The sequence below is a fragment of the Mesorhizobium sp. M0166 genome, from assembly GCF_040322255.1.
GTDB lineage: Bacteria > Pseudomonadota > Alphaproteobacteria > Rhizobiales > Rhizobiaceae > Mesorhizobium.
Window position 1 is genome coordinate 384725 of sequence record NZ_JAMYTD010000001.1, and the last position, 18825, is coordinate 403549.

The window sequence follows — 18825 nt, forward strand, 5'->3', positions numbered from 1 at the left end:
CGGCTCCGAGCATAAGATCAGACGCAACATATCCGCTCGCCCCAACAGAAGATCAGGAGTCATTCTCATGCTGCCGTTCCTGCGGATGCTACATCCAGCCGCTTCCAAGCGCGGGGGTGGCCTACGTCTCGAATTTCTCCGGAAGGAAATCGAGGAAACGCTGGACCTTACCGACATTCAGTCAGGGCTCGCCGCACGGCCCCCTGGCGGAGTGGTTACAATCCTGGATTCGCCGCAGTCACCGTCGAAATAAGCCCAATATTTCCTGTCGGCCGGTGTGGCGGCGGTCTAGTCGTTCCCGCTTGTTGGCCATCATAGAGGCTTCATCATGAATGCGAGTAAGGCTCCCGAGACGGTCGATCATCGCCGCCGGCGCATTGTTGGTGCAACAGCAATGACGTTCGCCGCCACCGAACTCGGCTTGAGCGCGCCGGCAGCCACTTGGATGGTCGAGGCGAGGGCATCTGCAACGCAAGCCACGCAGAAATCATTCGGCTCGCTCAGACGGGTCAATGCCGGAAAACTGAGCGTCGGATATGCGGAGCTGGGGCCGGCCGAAGGTGCCCCTGTGATCCTGCTTCATGGCTGGCCTTATGACATTCACACCTACACCGACGTCGCTCCTTTGCTTGCCGCAAAGGGGTACCGCGTGATCGTGCCCTACCTGCGCGGCTACGGCACTACCCGCTTCCTGTCGGACGAGACGATGCGCAACGGCCAGCAGTCGGCGCTCGCCGCGGATACGATTGCGCTGATGGATGCGCTGGGGATCGAAAAGGCCACGATCGCCGGCTGCGACTGGGGCGCCCGAACGGCCAATGTCGTTGCCGCCCTCTGGCCTGAGCGTTGCAAGGCGATCGTCTCGGTGAGCGGCTATCTCATCGGAAATCAGCAGGTCGGCATGGTGCCGCTGCCACCGGTGGCGGAGCTTCAATGGTGGTATCACTATTACTTCGCCACGGATCGCGGCCGCGCCGGCTACGAGAAATACACGCGCGATTTCGCCAAACTCATCTGGCAACTCGCTTCGCCGCGGTGGAATTTCGACGATGACATCTTCCAGCGCAGCGCCGCAGCCCTGGACAACCCGGATCACGTCAGCATCGTCATTCACAATTACCGCTGGAGGCTCGGCCTGGCGCTGGGCGAGCCGGAATATGACGGTCTGGAAAACCGGCTGGCCGAAGCTCCCGTGATCACAGTGCCGACCATTACCCTTGAGGGTGATGCCAATGGCGCACCCCATCCCGACAGCAGTTCCTACGCCAAGAAATTCTTGGGCAGATACACGCACCGGATCATCACCGGCGGTATCGGCCACAACTTGCCTCAAGAAGCCCCGCAAGCCTTTGCCCAGGCTGTCATCGACGTCGGCGAATACTGATATCCATTCTGGTTCTCGGCACAGCCTCCTGTCGGCTTAGGCGAGAACAGCTCTCCCGCCGACCCAGACCGACGCGATGTTGGCCTTGGAAGCGGAGTAGACGATCTTCTGAAGGATGCCGTCGCCGTCGTCGAGTTCGTCCCTCGCCGGCTCGCGTATCTATGCGCATCGCTCGATCCACGACCGTCTGGTGGAGGGTCTGGCGGAAGAGGCGCGAAAGCTGCGTCTCGGACACGGGCTTGACCTGGATACCGACCTTGGTCCGCTGGTCAACGGAACTCAGGCTGCGCGCGTCGCCTTGTATGTCGGCGATGGTGCTTCCAGCGGCGCCGAGATCATCACCGGTGGCCGGCGCTTCGACAACTTCTTCGAGCCGACTGTGGTCACCGGCGTCCGCCCGGACACGCGCATGATGCGCGAGGAAATCTTCGGCCCGGTCGTTGCCGATGTCGCGGAGGCGGTAAGCCATGCGAACGACTCGCCCTACGGCCTCGCCGCAAGCGTCTGGACCCGCGACCTTTCCACTGCGCATCGCCTTGCCGCACGTGTCCGGTCGGGCACCGTCTGGATCAATTGCCATTCCTACTTCTCGCCGGAGTTGCCGAAAGGCGGCCACAAGCAATCCGGTTGGGGTTATGAGAACGGCGCACCGGGCCTGGAGAACTATCTCGAGACGAAAACGGTCTGCGCGGTGATTTAGCCGCGCCTTTCCCGCGATGTTCGCAGATCGGCGGCTGACAGCCTTTCCATCCGCGAACAAGCATTGATCGAAAATTGCCCGATCCTCCTGAGGACCAGTTCCTTGACGGCGCTGGTCCACATCGACGTTGCGCTTGACTCGTCCATATTATTCATAATAAATCATACATATTGCTTCGAAAAAAGACGGCAGGTCTGGGAGGACCAATGAAAATCACGGCCATCAAGGCGCGCGTCTGCAATGCGGAAATGCGCAACTGGGTCTTCGTTCGCGTCGAAACCGACGAGCCCGGCTTGTTTGGCTGGGGTGAGGCAACGCTGGAATGGAAGACCCGAGCCATCGTTGGGGCGCTTCAGGACCTTGAGGCCCTGCTCATCGGGCAAGATCCGCGCAATGTGGAGCAGTGCTACCAGATACTTACGCGGCACGGCTTTTGGCGCCTCGGCGTCGAGGGAATGTCCGCCGTCAGCGGCATCGAGATCGCGCTCTGGGACATCCTGGGCAAGTCATTGGGCGTCCCAGTCTGGCGCCTTTTGGGCGGCCGGGTTCGCGACTATCTGCGCACCTATACGCATCTCGGCCTCGGGGACATGAAGGCGGTCTATGAGACCGGATCCGCGGATGCCATGGTGGAACGCGGACGTATCGTGACGCAAGCAGGCTACGATGCCGTCAAGGTCGTCTGCATTCCCTACACCCACTACGTATCGCCCGCAAAGGCAGTCGACTCCGTTGCCAATATGGTCGGCTCACTTCGCGAGGCGGTAGGCCCGGATATCGACATCATGGTCGATTTCCACGGCCGCCCTTCATCGGTTAACGCGGCGATGGATTACCTCAAGGCAATCGAGCCGGCCCGCATCATGTTCGCGGAAGAGCCCGTTCCACCCGAAGATGTTGCCGGACTGGCGCATATTACGGCGCGATCGGCCGTGCCGATCGCGTCCGGCGAACGGCTGATCGGGCGCCGCGAATTCACACACTCGATCGCAGCCCGCGCCTTCAACATTGCCCAGCCTGATATTTGCCACACTGGCGGTCTGCTCGAGGCAAAGAAGATCGCGGCCATGGCGGAAACCGCAGGCATCGGCCTTGCACCGCACAACCCGCTCGGTCCGATCGCCGGTGTGGCTGCTCTTCATTTCGGCATATCGACGCCAAACGTTGTCATTCAGGAGGAGATGTCCGGTGCCGTCGCCTGGTACGACGACGTCGTCATGTGGCCAATTCAGCGTAAACCCGGCCGCTGGGATCTGCCCGAACTGCCGGGCCTTGGCGTCACCGTCAATGAGGACGTGATCGCGCGCCACCCCTTCAAGCAGGAAGTGCTGCATGCCCGCAACGCCGTTATGCCGGACGGCACCGTGGTCGACTGGTGAATGCAATGGCAGGACGGCTGCAAGGAAAGATCGCAATCATCACGGGCGCTGGCCAAGGCATCGGTGCTGCCACCGCCCGCGCCTTTGCAACACATGGGGCAAAGACCGTCATTGCTGAACTGAATGCGGCAAGCGGGAAAGCGGTCGCCGACGAATTGCGTGCCCAGGGCGCGGACGCCCTGTTCATCGAGACGGACGTCACCGAAGCATCCGCAGTCGCGGACATGATCGCGCGGACGATCACGGCCTATAGCGGGGTCGACATTCTGGTCAACAATGCCGGTGCCAACGTCTTCTACGAACCATTGATGATGCCGGATGAGGAATGGGAGCGCTGCCTCAAGCTCGACCTCCAGGCCGCGTGGTTCTGCGCCAAGGCGGTTTTGCCGACGATGCTGGCGAAGGGCTCGGGGTCCATCGTCAACATAGCGAGCTGTCACGCGTTCCAGATCATTCCCCATACGTTCCCGTATCCGGTCGCCAAGCATGCACTTTTGGGCCTCACCCGTTCGCTGGCCATCGAATATGCCGCACGCGGCATCCGGGTGAACGCGATAGCCCCCGGCTATATCGAGACGCCGATCGCGGAAGCCTACTGGAACACATTCCCGAACCCCGCCGAGGAGAAGCGGCGAGCCTACGACCTCCATCCGCCCAAGCGTATTGGCCGGCCGGACGAGGTTGCAATGACGGCGGTTTTCCTCGCTTCGGACGAAGCGCCGTTCATAAATGCCGAGACGATCACCATCGATGGTGGGCGCTCGGTTCTCTACCACGACTAGCAACCACCATTGAGCTCAGGGAGGATCTTCATGAAAACCACAACAAAGGCTTTGGCGACATTTGCGGCACTGGCTGCCGGACTGATGAGTGGCGCAGCAAGCGCAGATGACATCAAGATTGGTTACATCAACAAGATGGGAGACCACCCATGGTTCGTCGCCGAAGTCGGCGGCGCCAAGAAAGCGGCTGAGGCGGCAGGGGCCGCGTTCGTGTCGCAGGACGTTCAGTTCGACGCCAATTTGACGATCACGACCTTCGATACGATGGTCGGCGATGGCGTGAAGGGCATCGCCATCGTTGTCCCCGACAAGGCGCTGGGACCGGTCATCGCGGAGAAAGCAAAGGCCGCAAAAATTCCCTTGGTGGCGGTGGACGACGATATCTACTACCAGGATGGCACCCAGGTCCCCTATGTCGGCATGAATGCCTACAATATCGGTGCGCGGGTGGGCGAAGAGCTTGCCAAGCTCTACAAGGCTGAGGGCTGGGCGGGCAAAGAGGTGCGCATCGCCTCGATCGAGGACCGCAAGGCCGATACCTGCATGCAGCGCAACAAGGGCGCGGAAGAAGCGTTCCTGAAGGCGGTGCCCGATTTCAAGCCGGGCAACATCGTTCGTGTCCCCTACGACAATACGATGGTCAACGCCATCGATGTGATGACCACCACATTGACGGCCAATCCCAGCGTCACGAACTGGATATTCTATTCATGCAACGATGATGGCGTGCTGGGTGGTGCGCGAGCACTGGAGAATGCCGGCTATTCCGCAGACCAGGGCATGGGGATCGGCATCGACGGGAGCCGCGCCTGCGACGCCTTCGGATCGGGAAAGCCTTCGGCTTTCCGCGGCACGATGTGGCTCAATTCGGCAAATCATGGCGCGCTGGCGGTGAAGATTCTCTTGGCCTCCATTAAGGACGGAACGAAGCTTCCCGTTCAGTCCTTCACCGACCCGGAATACATCACCGCCGACAATTTTGCGTCGGACTACAAAGCCAAGCTCTGCCATTGAACCAGATATGCGTCATGCGCCGCAGGGCGCATGACGCTCTTCGGGCCGGCAGTTCGTCGGCAGACACACGGATCGATCCTCGGGAATGAGCTTTTGATGCAATCGGATTTCTTCTCGCTCGATAGGATTTCGAAGCGCTTCGGCGTCGTGCAGGCGCTCGACAATGTCTCGATTGCCTTTCGGCCAGGAGAGGTGCTTGCCCTGGTTGGCGAGAATGGCGCCGGCAAGTCGACAATGATGCGAATTCTCGAGGGCGTGTTCGCACCGGACACCGGCACCGTGCTGCATAGCGCCACGCCGATCGTTTTCAACGAACCGCGCGACAGCCACAGAGCCGGAATACGCGTCATCCATCAGGAGCCGGAGATCGTTCCGAACCTGACCGTGTCCGAGAACATTTTCGTCGGCGAACTGCCGCGGCTGGCAGGCGTCCTGCTCGACTGGCACAGGCTCGAGGAGCAGACCGATAAGGTGCTTGCGACCTTCGGCATGCAGCAGGATATGCGGCCGCGTCAACTCTGCAGCACACTCGGTCCGGCACAGCGCCAGATGATCGAAATCATGCGCGCCATCCGTGCCGGCGGCCGGCTGATCGCATTTGATGAGCCGACCTCGTCGCTGACCGACGACGAAGCGCGCCGTCTGTTTTCAGTAATTCGCCGGCTGCGCGAAGAGGGCACTTCGATCGTCTACATCTCTCACAGGCTGAACGAGGTCATCGACCTTGCGGATCGCATTGTCGTGTTGCGGGACGGCCGGCTGATCGATGATTCCCCCGCGGCCGGTGCCAGCGAGCAGACCATAGCCAAGCTCATGGTCGGCCGCGACATTGCAGATCTGTTTACGCGCGAGACGTGGCAATCGGGGCAACCGTTGCTGGAGGTGACGCGCCTGACCACCGACCACGTCACCGATGTGAGCCTCAAGGTCCGCCATGGCGAGGTGCTCGGCATTGCCGGCCTTATGGGTGCGGGCCGATCCGAGTTGGCAAAGGCGATTGTCGGCTATGACAGGCGTCTCGACGGAAGCATAATGATGAATGGGGTGCCCGTTGGCCCTAACAGTCCGCATGCGGCGATCGTGGCGGGCATCGGCTTTGCCCCGGAAGACCGCAAGCACGAGGCGCTGCTGCTGTTCCGAAGCATTCTTGACAATGCCTCGCTGTGCGTGCCCGACAGAACGTCGATCTTCGGCTTCTTCAATCGGCGCAAGGCACTGGAGATCGTCTCACCGCTTGCAGCAAAGATGTCGATCAAGGCGCCCGACCTCGACGAACAGGTTTCCAAACTGTCGGGTGGCAATCAACAGAAGGTCGTTCTCGCGCGCTGGCTTGCGCGGCAGCCGATGCTTCTCATCCTCGACGAGCCGACCCGCGGTATCGACATCGGCGCCAAGGCGGAAATCTATCGCCTGATCGACGAACTCGCCGCCAGCGGCATCGGCATAATCCTGATTTCCTCGGAAATGCCGGAACTGATCGGGCTCGCCGACAGGGTGCTTGTCATGGCTGGAGGCCGGATCACGGCCGAACTTTCCCGCCCTGACATCGACGAGGCCACGATCCTGAAACATGCCATGCCTCAATCTGCAGCATCACTTGGAGGGCAAATTCAGTGAACAGCCTTGAGCTCAGGACAGCAACAACACAAACCGACAAAAGGCGCTCTTCCTTGCGCATCGCAGAGCGCATCGGCATTCACAACATAAGCCTTCTTGTTGCTCTCGCCATTCTCGTGCTCATTTTCGGCACCCTGAGAGGCGACGTGTTCTTCTCGAGCCGAAACCTGCTGAACATCGGTCTGGGCATCACCATCCTGGGCGTTCTGGCGATGAGCCAGACCGTGGTCATTGTCGCCGGCGGGCTTGATATTGCCGTCGGCGCAATTGTCGGTCTGACCACAGTATCGACGGCAATGGCCATCCAGGCCACCGGATCACCCGCCGTGGGCATTCTTGCCGGCCTGGTCCTGGGCGGTCTTGCCGGCCTCGTGAACGGCATCATCATCACCTATGGGCGGGTCAACGCTGTCATCGCGACTCTCGGTACGATGGCGATCTTCCGCGGCATCGCGTTCATCATGTCCGATGGGCAATCGATCGCGATTTTCAGCGAGACTTTCCGCTTCATCGGGATTGGACGAATCCTCGGCCTGCCTCTGCTGATCTGGATACTTTTGCTGACCGCCATCGTGTTCCATCTCTTTCTTGCCCGCTCGATCGTTGGCCGCAACATCTATGCCCTGGGCGGCAATCCCGTTGTCGCACGCTTCTCTGGCATCAACATCAACCGCTACCGCGTCGGCATCTACATCATGAGTGGAGTGGCGGCCGGATTGGCCGGGATTCTGTTGGCTGCCCGTACCGGCTCTGGGCAGCCCGTATCCGGATCCCAAGGCCTGGAACTCGAGGCCATCACAGCGGCCGTTCTGGGTGGCTGCGCCTTGCAGGGCGGCAAGGGCACGATCGTCGGCGCGCTGCTGGGCGTCGCCATCATTGGCGTCCTCAACAACGGAATGATACTGACGTCCGTGCCAACCTTCTATCAGTTGCTTGCCAAGGGCTCGCTGCTGATACTTGCTGTGGTAATTGCCGAGTACCACTTGAACAGGACATGACGATGGACGCGGCGATCGCTTCGACTGGCCAAGGCAAGCAGGACATTCCTGCCGCAGATGGCACCACGTCATCGCTCAAGGATCGCATCGCACGCGATCTCGGACAGCGCATCCTCGCCGGCTCCTACGCCCAGCACTCCGTCCTGCCGACGGAAGCCGAACTTTGCGTTATCTACGGGGCGAGCCGCACCGCGCTTCGCGATGCTCTTCTGACGCTTTCGGCGAAAGGATTAATCGAGGCACGCAAGCGGGCCGGGACGCGTGTGCGCGTGTCGAGCGAATGGAACAGGCTGGATGCACAGGTTCTGGAATGGATGCGCGATATCGAGCCTGACCTCGATTTCGTCCGTGGATTGATCGAGGCGCGGCTGGTCATTGAACCCGCTGCCGCCCAACTTGCGGCCAAGATGGCGACGTCAGGCGATCTCGCAGTCATCGAAGCGGCGTATGAAGCCATGCGCATTGCTCCGCAGGACGATCTCGCTGCGTGTCTCGATGCCGACGTCAGGTTTCATACCGCCATCCTTCGTGCCAGCCGCAACCCGGTATTCGCCAATCTCGGCAATATGCTTGCGGCCGCCCTCAGCTTCTCCTTCCGCCTGACCACATCGGCCACCGCTAATTACCAGCAGACGCTGAGCGCGCATGGCGACGTGCTGGAGGCAATTAGGATGCGCAGGGCCGACGACGCTCACGATCAGATGAAGGCGCTCATCGGCATCGCGTCGAACGACCTTCTTGCAGTGGCTCGCAAAGGCCGCCATCAACAGCCGATCGCCGCTGCCAAGGCCGACACCGCCTGAACTGATGGCCCCGACGATCAAGATCAGAAGCGGAGACCTGTCCGCTGAAATCGTCCCGTCGCTTGGGGCAGGTCTTGCCAGACTGGACTATGGGCGCGTGCCGCTCTTCCGGCCATGGCCGGATGGCGGGAGCAGCAACCCGTTCGACCTTGCCTGCAACCTGCTTTTGCCGTGGTCAAATCGCATCTCGGGCGGCGGGTTCACATTCGATTCCAAATTCCACGGACTGCCAGCCAATGTTGCAGGCGAGCCATTTCCCATTCACGGCAATGGGTTTTCGAGCGAGTGGGACATCGACAGCGTAGCGCAGGACAACGCAAAGCTGTCGCTCATCAGCAACGGACCCGGCCCATACCGATATCGCGCCGAGGTGCGCTACACGCTGACCGGACAGGGGCTCGAGCTGAAGCTTCGCATCGTCAATCGGGCGTCGATCAGATTGCCGTTCGGGCTTGGCATCCATCCATGGTTCCCGAGAACGGCACGAACCGCGCTTCATGCGCCGGCCTCGCAGGTTTGTCTCGAACTGCCCAACCACCTCCCTGAACGGTTTGTGGATATCAAAACCCGTCCCGATTGGGATTTCGACGTGCCGGCCGTATTGCCGAGTGGATGGATAAACAATCTGTTTGCCGGTTGGAGCGGCGTCGCTACCATATGGTGGCCGAAGCACAGTTGCAGCCTGCGTGTCGAAGCTTCATCGCCCTTGAATTTCTACCTGGTCTATTCGCCATCGGACGAGAGCGACTTCTTCTGTTTTGAACCGGTCAGTCATGCTGTCGATGCTCACAATCGCGGTTCGATCGACAAATGGAATGGACTGTCGGTGCTTGGGCCTGGCGAGAGCCTGGCAGCCCGGTGCAGCTTCGCCGTCAGTTAGGCGGACGGAGCTTGGAAGTGGAAACTCCAGCGGCCGGGAACGCATGAGCCCGTTCGACGGATGTCGCGGCGCAGTTCGTCTGCTTGACGGCCCTCCAGATGTGCCTGGCAGGATTGGATCAATGGCGGATGTTGAACCAAAAGAATTCGTGCTCGCAGGCATCGTCATGAAGCGACTGGTCTCCGGCCAACAGACGGGAGGCTTGTTAAGTCTTTTCGAAAACAGAAGCGACGGGCACACGAAAACGCCAATCCATGTTCATGCGAATGACAACGAGACGGTCTACGTCATCGAAGGGCAGTTGACCGCAATTGTGGACCGTGTGGTCCGAACGCTCTCGCCCGGCGAGAGCATGTTTTTGAGGCGGGGCATCCCGCACCAGCTTATGAATCCCGGCAATCAGCTCGTTCGCTATATCCTGATAGACACGCCAAGTGTGTTCGAGCAGTTTCTCGCCGAAGGTGGCCATGAACTCGGCAAGGGAGAGGTGGTCGGGCCGCCGACGCCTGCCGATATCGAGCGGCTCAAAGCAGCCGCGCCGAAGCATGGGATTACGCTTCTGCAAGACTGGCCGGCAAGAGAGTAGGAGGCTTCGTGATGGCGGCTTGGATCGCCGCTAAAGCCGGCCCTACCCGAGGAACCGGTATTGGCTAGCCGCCGGCAATCCAATCCGAGAGACTGCGGGCAAAACTTCGCGGCACGATGAGTTCGCACGCGGTCTCGCCGGTGCGCAGGAAGAGCACGGGCACGTGATGGAAGGATGTCAGTACGGCGCGGCCCGGAGCGGCTGTCGGCGCGTGCCAGTCGACGGCAATGCGGCCGGACAGAAGCCTTGCGATGTCAGGGCCGGCCATTTTCAAACGAGCACGACCTTCCCCAAGGGGAACGGAACAGCCGAGATCGGGGTCGACGACAAGGGCTGGCACTTCTGTGCCTTCGTCTAGAGCCAGCCAAAGGCGGCGAGGTGCAACGCGGATAATTAGAAGCCCCTTGTGGTGAACCGTCTCTCCGACCGAAGCGGGAAGTTTCTTGCCGAGCGAGGCCGAGACGCTCTTTTCGAATTGTCTCAGTGTCCCGTCCCAGCCCTCGATCTGGACAAGCGGGCAATCGGCCACGGACAGGCTGAAATCCCGAGAGGTCAAGCTAGCCATGCAGCCGTTCTCCCTGCGGGTCGATGAATACCGGCGAGACAATGCGGGCGCGAACCGTTTCGGCCTTCATCGGATGTACCGCCACAACTTCGCTTCCTTCTGACGCAACATCCCCGGCAAGGAGTGCCAGACCGACATAATGGCCGCGTTCGGGGCTGAATGTGACGGAGGTGACGCGACCGCGCCCATGGCCATAGGGTTTCTCATCCGGCAGGAACAGGATGGCGCCGCCGCGCAGCCGTTTTCCGTCCTCGATGCATTCCAGTCCGACGAGGCGCTGCCGGTTGGGCGCCTGGAGGGCAGGGCGCCCTCGCAGGACGTCGCCGACGAAACCGCTGCGCTTGCCGACCATGCGGCCGAGGCCGAGATCGTCGAGCGTCGTGCGCCCATCGATCTCCGGTCCGGCGACATGGCCCTTTTCGACGCGTAGCGCGCCAAGCGCCTCAACGCCGTATGGCTTCAGGTCGAAGGGTCTGCCGGCTTCGAGCAAGCGGCTCCAGAGCTGTTCACCGGCACTGGCGCCGACATAGACTTCGTAAGCACGCTCGCCGGAATAACTCAGACGCAGGATGCGGAGCCCACGGCCCTCCCACTCGCTTTCGAGTAGCCCCATATGCGGAAGCGCCTCATCGGAGACGTCGAGATCAGGAAAAGCAGCGCTGAGGATTGCGCGGCTGGCTGGCCCGGCAACCGACATAGCCGCCCATTCGTCACTTACCGAGGTCACTGCCACACGCAAATCAGGCCAGGCCGTGTCGAGCAGGAATTCGAGACGCGACAGCACATCGGCGGCCTTGGCGGTCGAGGTCGTCATGAAAAACCGGTTTTCCGCCAGCCGCGTCGTGGTGCCGTCGTCGAAGACGATACCGTCGTCGCGCAGCATGACGCCGTAGCGGGCGCGGCCGACCGCCAGTTTGGCAAAGCCGTTGGCGTAGACGCGATCCAGGAATATCGCCGCATCCGCGCCCTGGACATCGATCTTGCCAAGGGTGGAAATGTCCATTAGGCCCGCCGCCTGACGTACGGTACGCATTTCGGCGACATGGGCCTCGTTCACGTCGCGCCCCGACTGCCGGTAGAAATAGGGCCGCATCCAGACCCCTACCTCGAGCATCTCGGCGCCATTCGCCATGTGCCAGTCGTGCATCGGCGTGCGGCGGATCGGCTTGAAATGATGGCCGACGGCGCGCCCGGCAAGCGCCCCGATGGCAACCGGCGTATAGGGCGGGCGGAAGGTCGTGGTGCCGGTCTCGGGGATTGTTGCGTTGCGCAGCGCCGCCATGGCAGCAATCGCGGGAAAATTGCTGGTCTTGCCCTGGTCGGTGCCCATGCCGAGCGTGGTGTAGCGTTTCAGGTGCTCGACCGATTCATAGCCCTCGCGATGGGCGAGCTCGATGTCTTTTGTCGTCACATCCATCTGGAAATCGACAAAGGCTTTTCCGCGTCCAGCGGGCAGGACCTCGTGATGCGGGGCCGCGGCGGTCTCGCCGAGATCTAGTTTCGATGGAGTGGGCGCCGGCGCCGACTTGCCGCAGAACGATGCCGCCTCGATGCCGGCGCGATGACCGTCCTCGACGGCCGCGGCGGTCGTATAGGCCCCCAGCATCGCGCCGGCGCCGAACCGGTCGGCCGGAAACGCGCCCGGCACGAAGCCGCCGATGTCGTCGCGATAGACAGGTTTGACACCAAGGTGCGAGGTGAGATGCACGGTTGGCGACCAGCCGCCGGACACGCAGACCAGGTCGCAGGCGGTCCAGGACTGGCCCTCCGGCCCGTTGAGCATTACTTGCCTGGCGGCATGGCCGCCGCACAGGTCGACGATACGCGTTGCGGCCCGCACCACCACGCCGAGCCGTGCGGCTTCTGCGGCAAGCGCTGCGGGCGGGACGGCGCGCAGGTCGGCAACCGTCACCTCCGCGCCGGCTGCGGCATAGTCGAAGGCGGTGCGCCAGGCACCGTCATTGGTGGTGGCGACAATGATTTTCTTGCCCGGCAGGACGGCGAAACGGTTGAGATAGGTCCGGGCGGCCGAGGCAAGCATGACGCCGGGCCGGTCATTGTTCGAGAACACCATCGGCCGCTCGATGGCGCCGGTGGCGAAAACGATCGAGCGGGCGTGCAGCATAGTGACCGTTTGCCGTGTCTCGCCATTCGGCTGCGGATCGGTTGGATCGCGCTGTTCGACCAATCCAAGCACATTGCCGTCATAGCTGCCAAAAGCGGTCGTCCGCTTCATCAGCGCCACGGTTTCGAAGCGCTCCAACTCGGCCTCGGCTTGCTTCAGCCATGCGGCCGCTGCGCTGTCGGACGGTTCCGCCAGAAGCTGGCCGCCAAGCAGGAAATCCTGCTCGATCAGCGCGACCCGCGCGCCGGCCGCGGCGGCCGCTCGCGCCGCCGACAATCCCGCCGGACCGCCGCCGACGACGGCGACATCGGCGAAGGCATGACGAACCTCGTAGTGGTCGGGATCCGGGCTGGTGCCGGCCCTACCCAGGCCGGCCGCCTTGCGGATGAAATGTTCGTAGAACATCCAGGCGCGGCGCGTCGGGCCCATGAAGGTCTTGTAGTAGAAGCCGGCGGACAGAAACGGTGCCAACAGCCCGTTGACGCTTTGCACGTCGAAGGCAAGCGATGGCCAGCGGTTCTGACTCTCCACGACCATGCCGTCGGCGAGTTCCGGTGTCGTTGCCGGCAGGTTCGGCTCGCGCCTGCCGGCGCTCCCGAGCGTAACCAGCGCATTCGGCTCTTCGGGCCCGGCGGAAAAAATGCCGCGCGGGCGATGATATTTGAAGCTGCGACCGACCAGCGTGACGCCGTTGGCGAGCAGCGCGGAGGCAAGCGTGTCGCCGCGATATCCAGCCAGCTTGCGGCCGTCGAAGGTAAACTCGACCGGCTGCTCGCGGACGATGCGGCCACCCACCGACAGCCGTTTGCGGTTCGAACTCATGCCGGTGATTTCCTGAGAGTTGATTTCCTGGCCCGCAATTTTCTGGCGAAGTCGACGGATGCGATGACGTGGTTGCGTGTGTCGCGTTCGACCACCAGCCATTGCCGGCAACCGGTCACGTGCTGCCAGTATTCACGGTGCGGGCCGGCCGGGTTTGTCCTGATATAGACGTAGCGGTACCAGGCCTCGGGATCGGGATCGTCATGGGCCGGACGCGTGACCGAGGCATCGCCGCCATAGCGGAACTCGTCGTGGTCACGCGGGCCGCAGCAGGGGCATTCGATGCGCAGCATTTTGTCCCGCCTCCTATTGCAGCCAGGCCGAAGGGCCGACACCGGCTTCATCGAGCGTGTGGCCGGTGCGGAAACGATCGAGCCCGTAGGCAGCGACCAAGGGATGCGGCTTGCCGTTGGCGATCGTGTGGGCGAAGCACCAGCCGGAAGCCGGCGTTGCCTTGAAGCCGCCATAGCACCAGCCGCCATTGAGATAGAGGCCGTCGATCGGCGTCGGGCAGATGATCGGGCTGGCATCGGGAGTCATGTCCATGACGCCGCCCCAGTGGCGCAGCAGGCGGACGCGCGAAATGCACGGCATCAGCGCAATGGCCGCCTCCGCCACCTCGCGCACGACGCCGAGATTGCCGCGCTGGGCGTATGAATTGTAGCCGTCGAGATTACCGCCGAAGACCAACCCGCCCTTGTCGGACTGGCTGACGTAGAAATGGTCGGCCCCGTAAGCGACGACGTGATCTACCAGCGGCTTCAGCGGCTCGGTGACAAAGGCTTGCAGGACGTGGCTTTCGATCGGCAGTTCCAGGCCGGCCTTGGCGCCGAGCACGGATGTATGACCGGCAACAGCGAGGCCGACCTTGCCGGCGCCGATCCGGCCTTTCGTCGTTTCGACGCCGACGATCCTGTCGCCGTCACGGACAAAGCCTGTCACCCCGCAGTTCTGGATGATGTCCACGCCATGGTTATCGGCGGCACGCGCATAGCCCCAGGCGACGGCGTCATGGCGCGCCGTGCCGGCGCGGCCCTGGAAGATGGCGCCGTGGATCGGGAAGCGGGCGGTGTCGGAAAAATCGAGGTAAGGCACCAGCCGGCGCACCTCTTCGCGGTCGAGGATATCGGCATCGATGCCATTCAGCCGCATGATGTTGGCGCGGTGGCTGAAGCCGTCGAGCTGATCGGCCGAATGCGCTGTGACGAGCTGGCCGCGCTGAGAAAACATGACGTTGAAATTCAGCGCCCGCGACATGCCCTCCCAGAGCTTCATCGAGAATTCGTAGAACTGGGTGTTGCCGTCGAGCAGGTAGTTGGAGCGGATGACGGTGGTGTTGCGGCCGACATTGCCGCCGCCGACATAACCCTTTTCGAGCACCGCGACGTTGCGGATACCGTGGTTCTCGGCGAGGTAGAAGGCGGTGGCGAGGCCGTGTCCACCGCCGCCGATGACGATCACGTCATAGGACGGTTTTGGCTCCGCCGCACGCCAGGCGCGCTGCCAATTCTTCTGGCCGGACAGCGCGTTGCGGAAAACCGAAAATGCCGAGTAGCGCGCCATGCGTGCGGCCTATCGAACGATCGGGCCGGCCGGCGTGCGGGTGAGCACTTCGGCACCCGCATCGGTCAACAGCACCGTGTTGGAGACGAAGTCGTCGCCGCGACCCGTTCCCATCAGCCACGACAGGATGTGGAAGCTCATCCCGGTCTCGATCTCGAGGTCGGAATCGTGCCTCAAGCCGGTCACCGAATTGCCGCCGGTCCATGACGGCGGCTGGCCGGCGCCGACGAGGTAACCGCAGTGATGGCGGCGATAGTGGGAAAGGCCGGCCTCGTCGGCGACGGCCTGCCAGGCGGCGTAGACATCGCGCGCCTTGGCGCCCGGCCGCAGCGCCTCGATGACCGCGTTGGACGCCTTGGCGGTCACCTCCGCCATTTTGGCATCTTCGTCGCTGATGTGGCCGATGCGAACAAGCCGGCCGAGCGGCGCGTGGTAGCGCGAGATGCACCCGGACAGTTCGACAAAGACCGGCTCGCCGTTGCGGTAAATCCCGTCGCCCCAGGTCGTGTGCTCTTCACCCAGGCGCGCGGCCGGGCGGATGAACGGTCCGAAGCCCGGCGCATGACCGCCGGCGCGGATCATTGCCGCAACACATTGGGCCGCGACCTCCTGTTCGGAGGCGCCGTCCGAGATCGCTGCGATCGCGGCGCCGGCAGCGGCGTCCGTCACCTTGGCGGCACGCCGCATCAGCGCCTGTTCCTCGGCGCTCTTCACCCGCCGCATCTTATCGACAAGACCGGAGACATCGCTCCATTTGGCGTCCGCCTGAGTCTGGAGCGCAACGGCAAGCCCATGGCTGAGGCCAGCCGTCCAGTATTCGAGGCCGATCCGCTTGCCGGACAAGCCGAGCTCTGCAAGCACCCGCGCGGCAAGGTCGGCCGCCGTTTCGCTGTCGGAGTGGCCACGGAATTCCGCTGCCTTCACTTGCTTCTCGATTGTCACCTTCTCCATCGAGCGGGTGACCAGGACAGGTTTTCCCCGGAGCGGGACGATCAGCAGGTGAGGGGCAAAATACCCCCAGTGGTCGAGGCCGGTGAGATAGAAGACGTTCTCCGGCGAGGCAAAAACCGCTGCGTCGAGCTCGCTCTCAACCAGTGCAGTACGGACCTTTGCCAAGCGGCCGGCGATTTCGGCTTCGGAAAACGGATTGCGGTCCATCGGGCGTCCTCGTGCTTGTTGCCGGCTTGGTGGCGGGCATGGTTCTTTTCGGCAGCCGGTTTCCCGGCTGCCATGTCAGTCGATGACGATGAGTTCGCGCGCCACATCGCAGAGGCGTTCGCCGCCGCGTTCCGTGACGACGAACGATTCCGAGATGGCGATGCCGAAATCGTCGAGCCAGACGCCGGCCATGAAATGGAAGCACATCCCAGGCTGCATCTCGGAAGTGTCGCCGGGACGAAGGCTTGCGGTGCGTTCACCCCAATCGGGCGGGTATGCGAGCCCGACCGGATAGCCAACGCGGCTTTCCTTCTTCAGCCCGTTCTTCCTCAACACCGCCTGCCAGGCGGCTTCCACCTCTTCGGCGGTGTAGCCGGGGCGCGCCTTCTCGAGGCCAGCGTCGACGCCCTCAACGATCGCCTTGGCCATGTCGAGGATGGCTTGCGGCGGGTTTCCGAAATGTACCGTCCGGGTCAGCGCCGCATGATAGCGGCGGCGCACGCCGGCGATCTCCAGAATGGCGAGGCCGCTGTCCGGCAGCGGCGCGTCGGACCACGTCAGATGCGGCGTGCCGGTGCCCTCGCCAACGGGCATCAGCGGACAGATCGCGGCATAGTCGCCGCCCGCTCCGGGCACGCCGATGATCTGCGCGTGATAGATTTCCGCAATGACGTGGTTCTGAGGCACACCGGGCCGCATTTTCTCTATGGCACGGTTCATGGCATGCGTGCAGATCGCACCCGCCTCGCGGATCAGCACCAGCTCGGCTTCGGAGCGCACGCCTGACCACCGGCCTGCCCGAGACAAAGGCCGCGCCCTGGGAACCATCCACAGTTGTCCAATGGGAGAAAAGCATGCTCAAATCATCGATATCGCGCCGCATGGTCGTGAAAGCGCGAGAAGGTCTCCATCATCGGGCCGTCCGGCTCCGGCAAGACCACGGTGCTGCGCATGCTGATGACGCTGGAGACGATCAATGACGGCGTCATCTGGGTCGAAGGCGAGCCGCTCACCCACATGCAGAGGAACGGCAAGCTTGTTCCCGCCGATCTCGCCCACATCCGCAAGATCCGCGCCAAGATCGGCATGGTGTTCCAGTCGTTCAACCTGTTCCCGCACATGACGGCGATCCAGAACTGCATCGAGGCCCCGATAACCGTGCTCGGCATGAAGCGGCCCGATGCCGAGGCGCGTGCTGCCGAGCTGCTCGACATGGTCGGTTTGTCGGAGAAGAAGGACCACTATCCCTCGCAGCTTTCCGGCGGCCAGCAGCAGCGTGTCGCCATCGCCCGCGCCTGCGCCATGCGGCCCAAGATCATGCTGTTCGACGAAGTGACCTCGGCACTCGACCCCGAACTCGTCGGCGAAGTGCTTGAAGTCATCCGAAAACTCGGTAGGGAACATGACCTCACCATGCTGATGGTCACCCACCAGATGGGATTTGCCAGGGAATTCTCCGATCGCGTCTGCTTTTTCCATGCCGGCAAGATCTGCGAGCAGGGGCCGCCAAGCGAGTTGTTCGGCGCGCCCAAGAACGAGCGGACGCGGCAGTTCCTGCACGCTGTCCTGGAGGCTGGATGACGCTTGAGACGGATGACAGGCTGCCAACGACGGTGACCGCCGCGCCGCCGCGCCCGCTCTCGGCACGGGAGCGGTTCGAGCGCATTTACCGGATATTGCGCGACCGCATCTGCCTGCTCGACTATGCGCCGGGAAGCCATCTGTCCGAGGAAGAACTTGCCCAGGAATTCGAGATCAGCCGCACGCCGGTCCGGCGTGTCCTGGCGCGCCTCGAATCCGAGGGTCTGGTTCAATCCGTCCACGGCGTCGGCACGATCGTCACCGACGTCGACATCGAGGAATTGCAGCAGGTCTATCATTTGCGTCTTGAGCTGGCGCTCCTCGTCGGCAAGCTTTCGCCGATCCCACGCACGGCGGACGACCTCGACCGGATACGGGCGCTCATCGCGCGCTGCGATGCCGATATACTCAATCCCGACCAGCGCGCTTTCCTGCGCCTCAACATGGATTTTTTCTACGAGCTCACGGCAATGACCGGCAACCAGCCGCTGCGCGAGATCAGCGAGCGCCTGTATTTTCAGGTCGCGCGCGTCGTCCTAAAGATGATGCCGCAACTGGGCCTTGTCGAGGAGTTCACCGCGTTCCGCCGCGAAATGGAAGAGGTCCTTGCCGCCGCCGAGATCGGCGACTGGGAGTCCATAGGACACATAAGGCGGGCGCATATTTCAATGAGCTTTCGCCGCATGATGCGTCATGCAGGCGAGGCGAATCTGGATAGAGCAACATAGTCAGCGCTTAAGATTGTGCTGGTGGTCCGCCGTCGAACTGGCTTCGTTTCTGAGGAAAGCATGGCCGCCCGCCCGGTGCCGACACAATTTGCCAGCACCGGGATGACTGACGCGGTTCGATGCTGCAGGCCCGCGCCGCC

At 62.5% G+C, this 18825-nt stretch carries 17 protein-coding genes and 1 pseudogene; 12 read left to right on the plus strand and 6 right to left on the minus strand.

Annotated elements, in window-relative coordinates; all coding sequences use genetic code 11:
* Window positions 1–328: 328 nt before the first annotated feature.
* The 10 genes from NKJ46_RS01890 to NKJ46_RS01935 all read left to right on the plus strand — a co-directional run bounded on the left by NKJ46_RS01890 (window position 329) and on the right by NKJ46_RS01935 (window position 10143).
* Window positions 329–1384: an alpha/beta fold hydrolase gene (locus tag NKJ46_RS01890; protein WP_352661107.1), complete on the plus strand. Its 1056-nt coding sequence runs from the start codon at window positions 329–331 to the stop codon at window positions 1382–1384.
* 115 nt (window positions 1385–1499) lie between these two features.
* Window positions 1500–2084 carry an aldehyde dehydrogenase family protein gene (locus NKJ46_RS01895; protein ID WP_352661110.1) on the plus strand — a complete coding sequence of 195 codons (585 nt, stop codon included), beginning with the start codon at window positions 1500–1502 and terminating at the stop codon, window positions 2082–2084.
* Between the two features lie 206 nt (window positions 2085–2290).
* Window positions 2291–3463: a galactonate dehydratase gene (gene dgoD, locus NKJ46_RS01900; RefSeq protein ID WP_352661113.1), complete on the plus strand. Its 1173-nt coding sequence runs from the start codon at window positions 2291–2293 to the stop codon at window positions 3461–3463.
* A gap of 5 nt (window positions 3464–3468) precedes the next feature.
* Window positions 3469–4245, plus strand: coding sequence for an SDR family oxidoreductase (locus tag NKJ46_RS01905; protein WP_352661116.1), 777 nt, complete (start codon window positions 3469–3471; stop codon window positions 4243–4245).
* A 30-nt stretch (window positions 4246–4275) separates the two neighbouring features.
* A complete protein-coding gene (locus NKJ46_RS01910) occupies window positions 4276–5259 on the plus strand; it encodes a substrate-binding domain-containing protein (RefSeq protein WP_352661119.1) in 984 nt (327 codons plus the stop codon).
* Between the two features lie 96 nt (window positions 5260–5355).
* Window positions 5356–6876 (plus strand): sugar ABC transporter ATP-binding protein, encoded by a 1521-nt coding sequence (locus NKJ46_RS01915; protein ID WP_352661122.1) that lies wholly within the window; start codon window positions 5356–5358, stop codon window positions 6874–6876.
* Between the two features lie 53 nt (window positions 6877–6929).
* Complete coding sequence (locus NKJ46_RS01920) at window positions 6930–7874, plus strand: ABC transporter permease (protein ID WP_352661125.1); 945 nt, start codon at window positions 6930–6932, stop codon at window positions 7872–7874.
* 2 nt (window positions 7875–7876) lie between these two features.
* Window positions 7877–8677 (plus strand): FadR/GntR family transcriptional regulator, encoded by an 801-nt coding sequence (locus NKJ46_RS01925; protein ID WP_352571188.1) that lies wholly within the window; start codon window positions 7877–7879, stop codon window positions 8675–8677.
* 4 nt (window positions 8678–8681) lie between these two features.
* Window positions 8682–9557, plus strand: a complete 876-nt coding sequence (locus tag NKJ46_RS01930) for an aldose 1-epimerase (RefSeq protein ID WP_352661128.1) — start codon at window positions 8682–8684, stop codon at window positions 9555–9557.
* Between the two features lie 121 nt (window positions 9558–9678).
* Window positions 9679–10143: a cupin domain-containing protein gene (locus NKJ46_RS01935; protein ID WP_352661131.1), complete on the plus strand. Its 465-nt coding sequence runs from the start codon at window positions 9679–9681 to the stop codon at window positions 10141–10143.
* A 64-nt stretch (window positions 10144–10207) separates the two neighbouring features.
* Here NKJ46_RS01935 and NKJ46_RS01940 read toward each other — a convergent pair whose 3' ends face one another.
* The 6 genes from NKJ46_RS01940 to NKJ46_RS01965 form a co-directional block, all read right to left on the minus strand.
* Window positions 10208–10708: a sarcosine oxidase subunit gamma family protein gene (locus NKJ46_RS01940; RefSeq protein WP_352661134.1), complete on the minus strand. Its 501-nt coding sequence runs from the start codon at window positions 10706–10708 to the stop codon at window positions 10208–10210.
* Window positions 10701–13655 carry a sarcosine oxidase subunit alpha family protein gene (locus tag NKJ46_RS01945; RefSeq protein ID WP_352661137.1) on the minus strand — a complete coding sequence of 985 codons (2955 nt, stop codon included), beginning with the start codon at window positions 13653–13655 and terminating at the stop codon, window positions 10701–10703. Before NKJ46_RS01945 ends, NKJ46_RS01940 begins: the two co-directional genes overlap by 8 nt.
* Window positions 13652–13948, minus strand: coding sequence for a sarcosine oxidase subunit delta (locus NKJ46_RS01950; protein ID WP_352661141.1), 297 nt, complete (start codon window positions 13946–13948; stop codon window positions 13652–13654). The genes NKJ46_RS01945 and NKJ46_RS01950 overlap by 4 nt, the downstream gene beginning before the upstream one ends.
* A gap of 13 nt (window positions 13949–13961) precedes the next feature.
* Window positions 13962–15218 carry a sarcosine oxidase subunit beta family protein gene (locus NKJ46_RS01955; protein ID WP_352661144.1) on the minus strand — a complete coding sequence of 419 codons (1257 nt, stop codon included), beginning with the start codon at window positions 15216–15218 and terminating at the stop codon, window positions 13962–13964.
* A gap of 9 nt (window positions 15219–15227) precedes the next feature.
* Window positions 15228–16376 carry a M24 family metallopeptidase gene (locus NKJ46_RS01960; RefSeq protein ID WP_352661147.1) on the minus strand — a complete coding sequence of 383 codons (1149 nt, stop codon included), beginning with the start codon at window positions 16374–16376 and terminating at the stop codon, window positions 15228–15230.
* Window positions 16377–16451: 75 nt separating this feature from the next.
* Window positions 16452–17156, minus strand: a complete 705-nt coding sequence (locus tag NKJ46_RS01965; protein ID WP_352661150.1) for a M24 family metallopeptidase — start codon at window positions 17154–17156, stop codon at window positions 16452–16454.
* A 117-nt stretch (window positions 17157–17273) separates the two neighbouring features.
* On the opposite strand from NKJ46_RS01965, the pseudogene ehuA reads away from it, so the two are divergent.
* Window positions 17274–17957 (plus strand): annotated as a pseudogene (ehuA, locus tag NKJ46_RS01970) (ectoine/hydroxyectoine ABC transporter ATP-binding protein EhuA); the annotation flags it as partial.
* Window positions 17954–18685: a GntR family transcriptional regulator gene (locus NKJ46_RS01975; protein ID WP_352661153.1), complete on the plus strand. Its 732-nt coding sequence runs from the start codon at window positions 17954–17956 to the stop codon at window positions 18683–18685. The pseudogene ehuA and the gene NKJ46_RS01975, both read left to right, overlap by 4 nt.
* The last annotated feature ends 140 nt before the right edge of the window (window positions 18686–18825 follow it).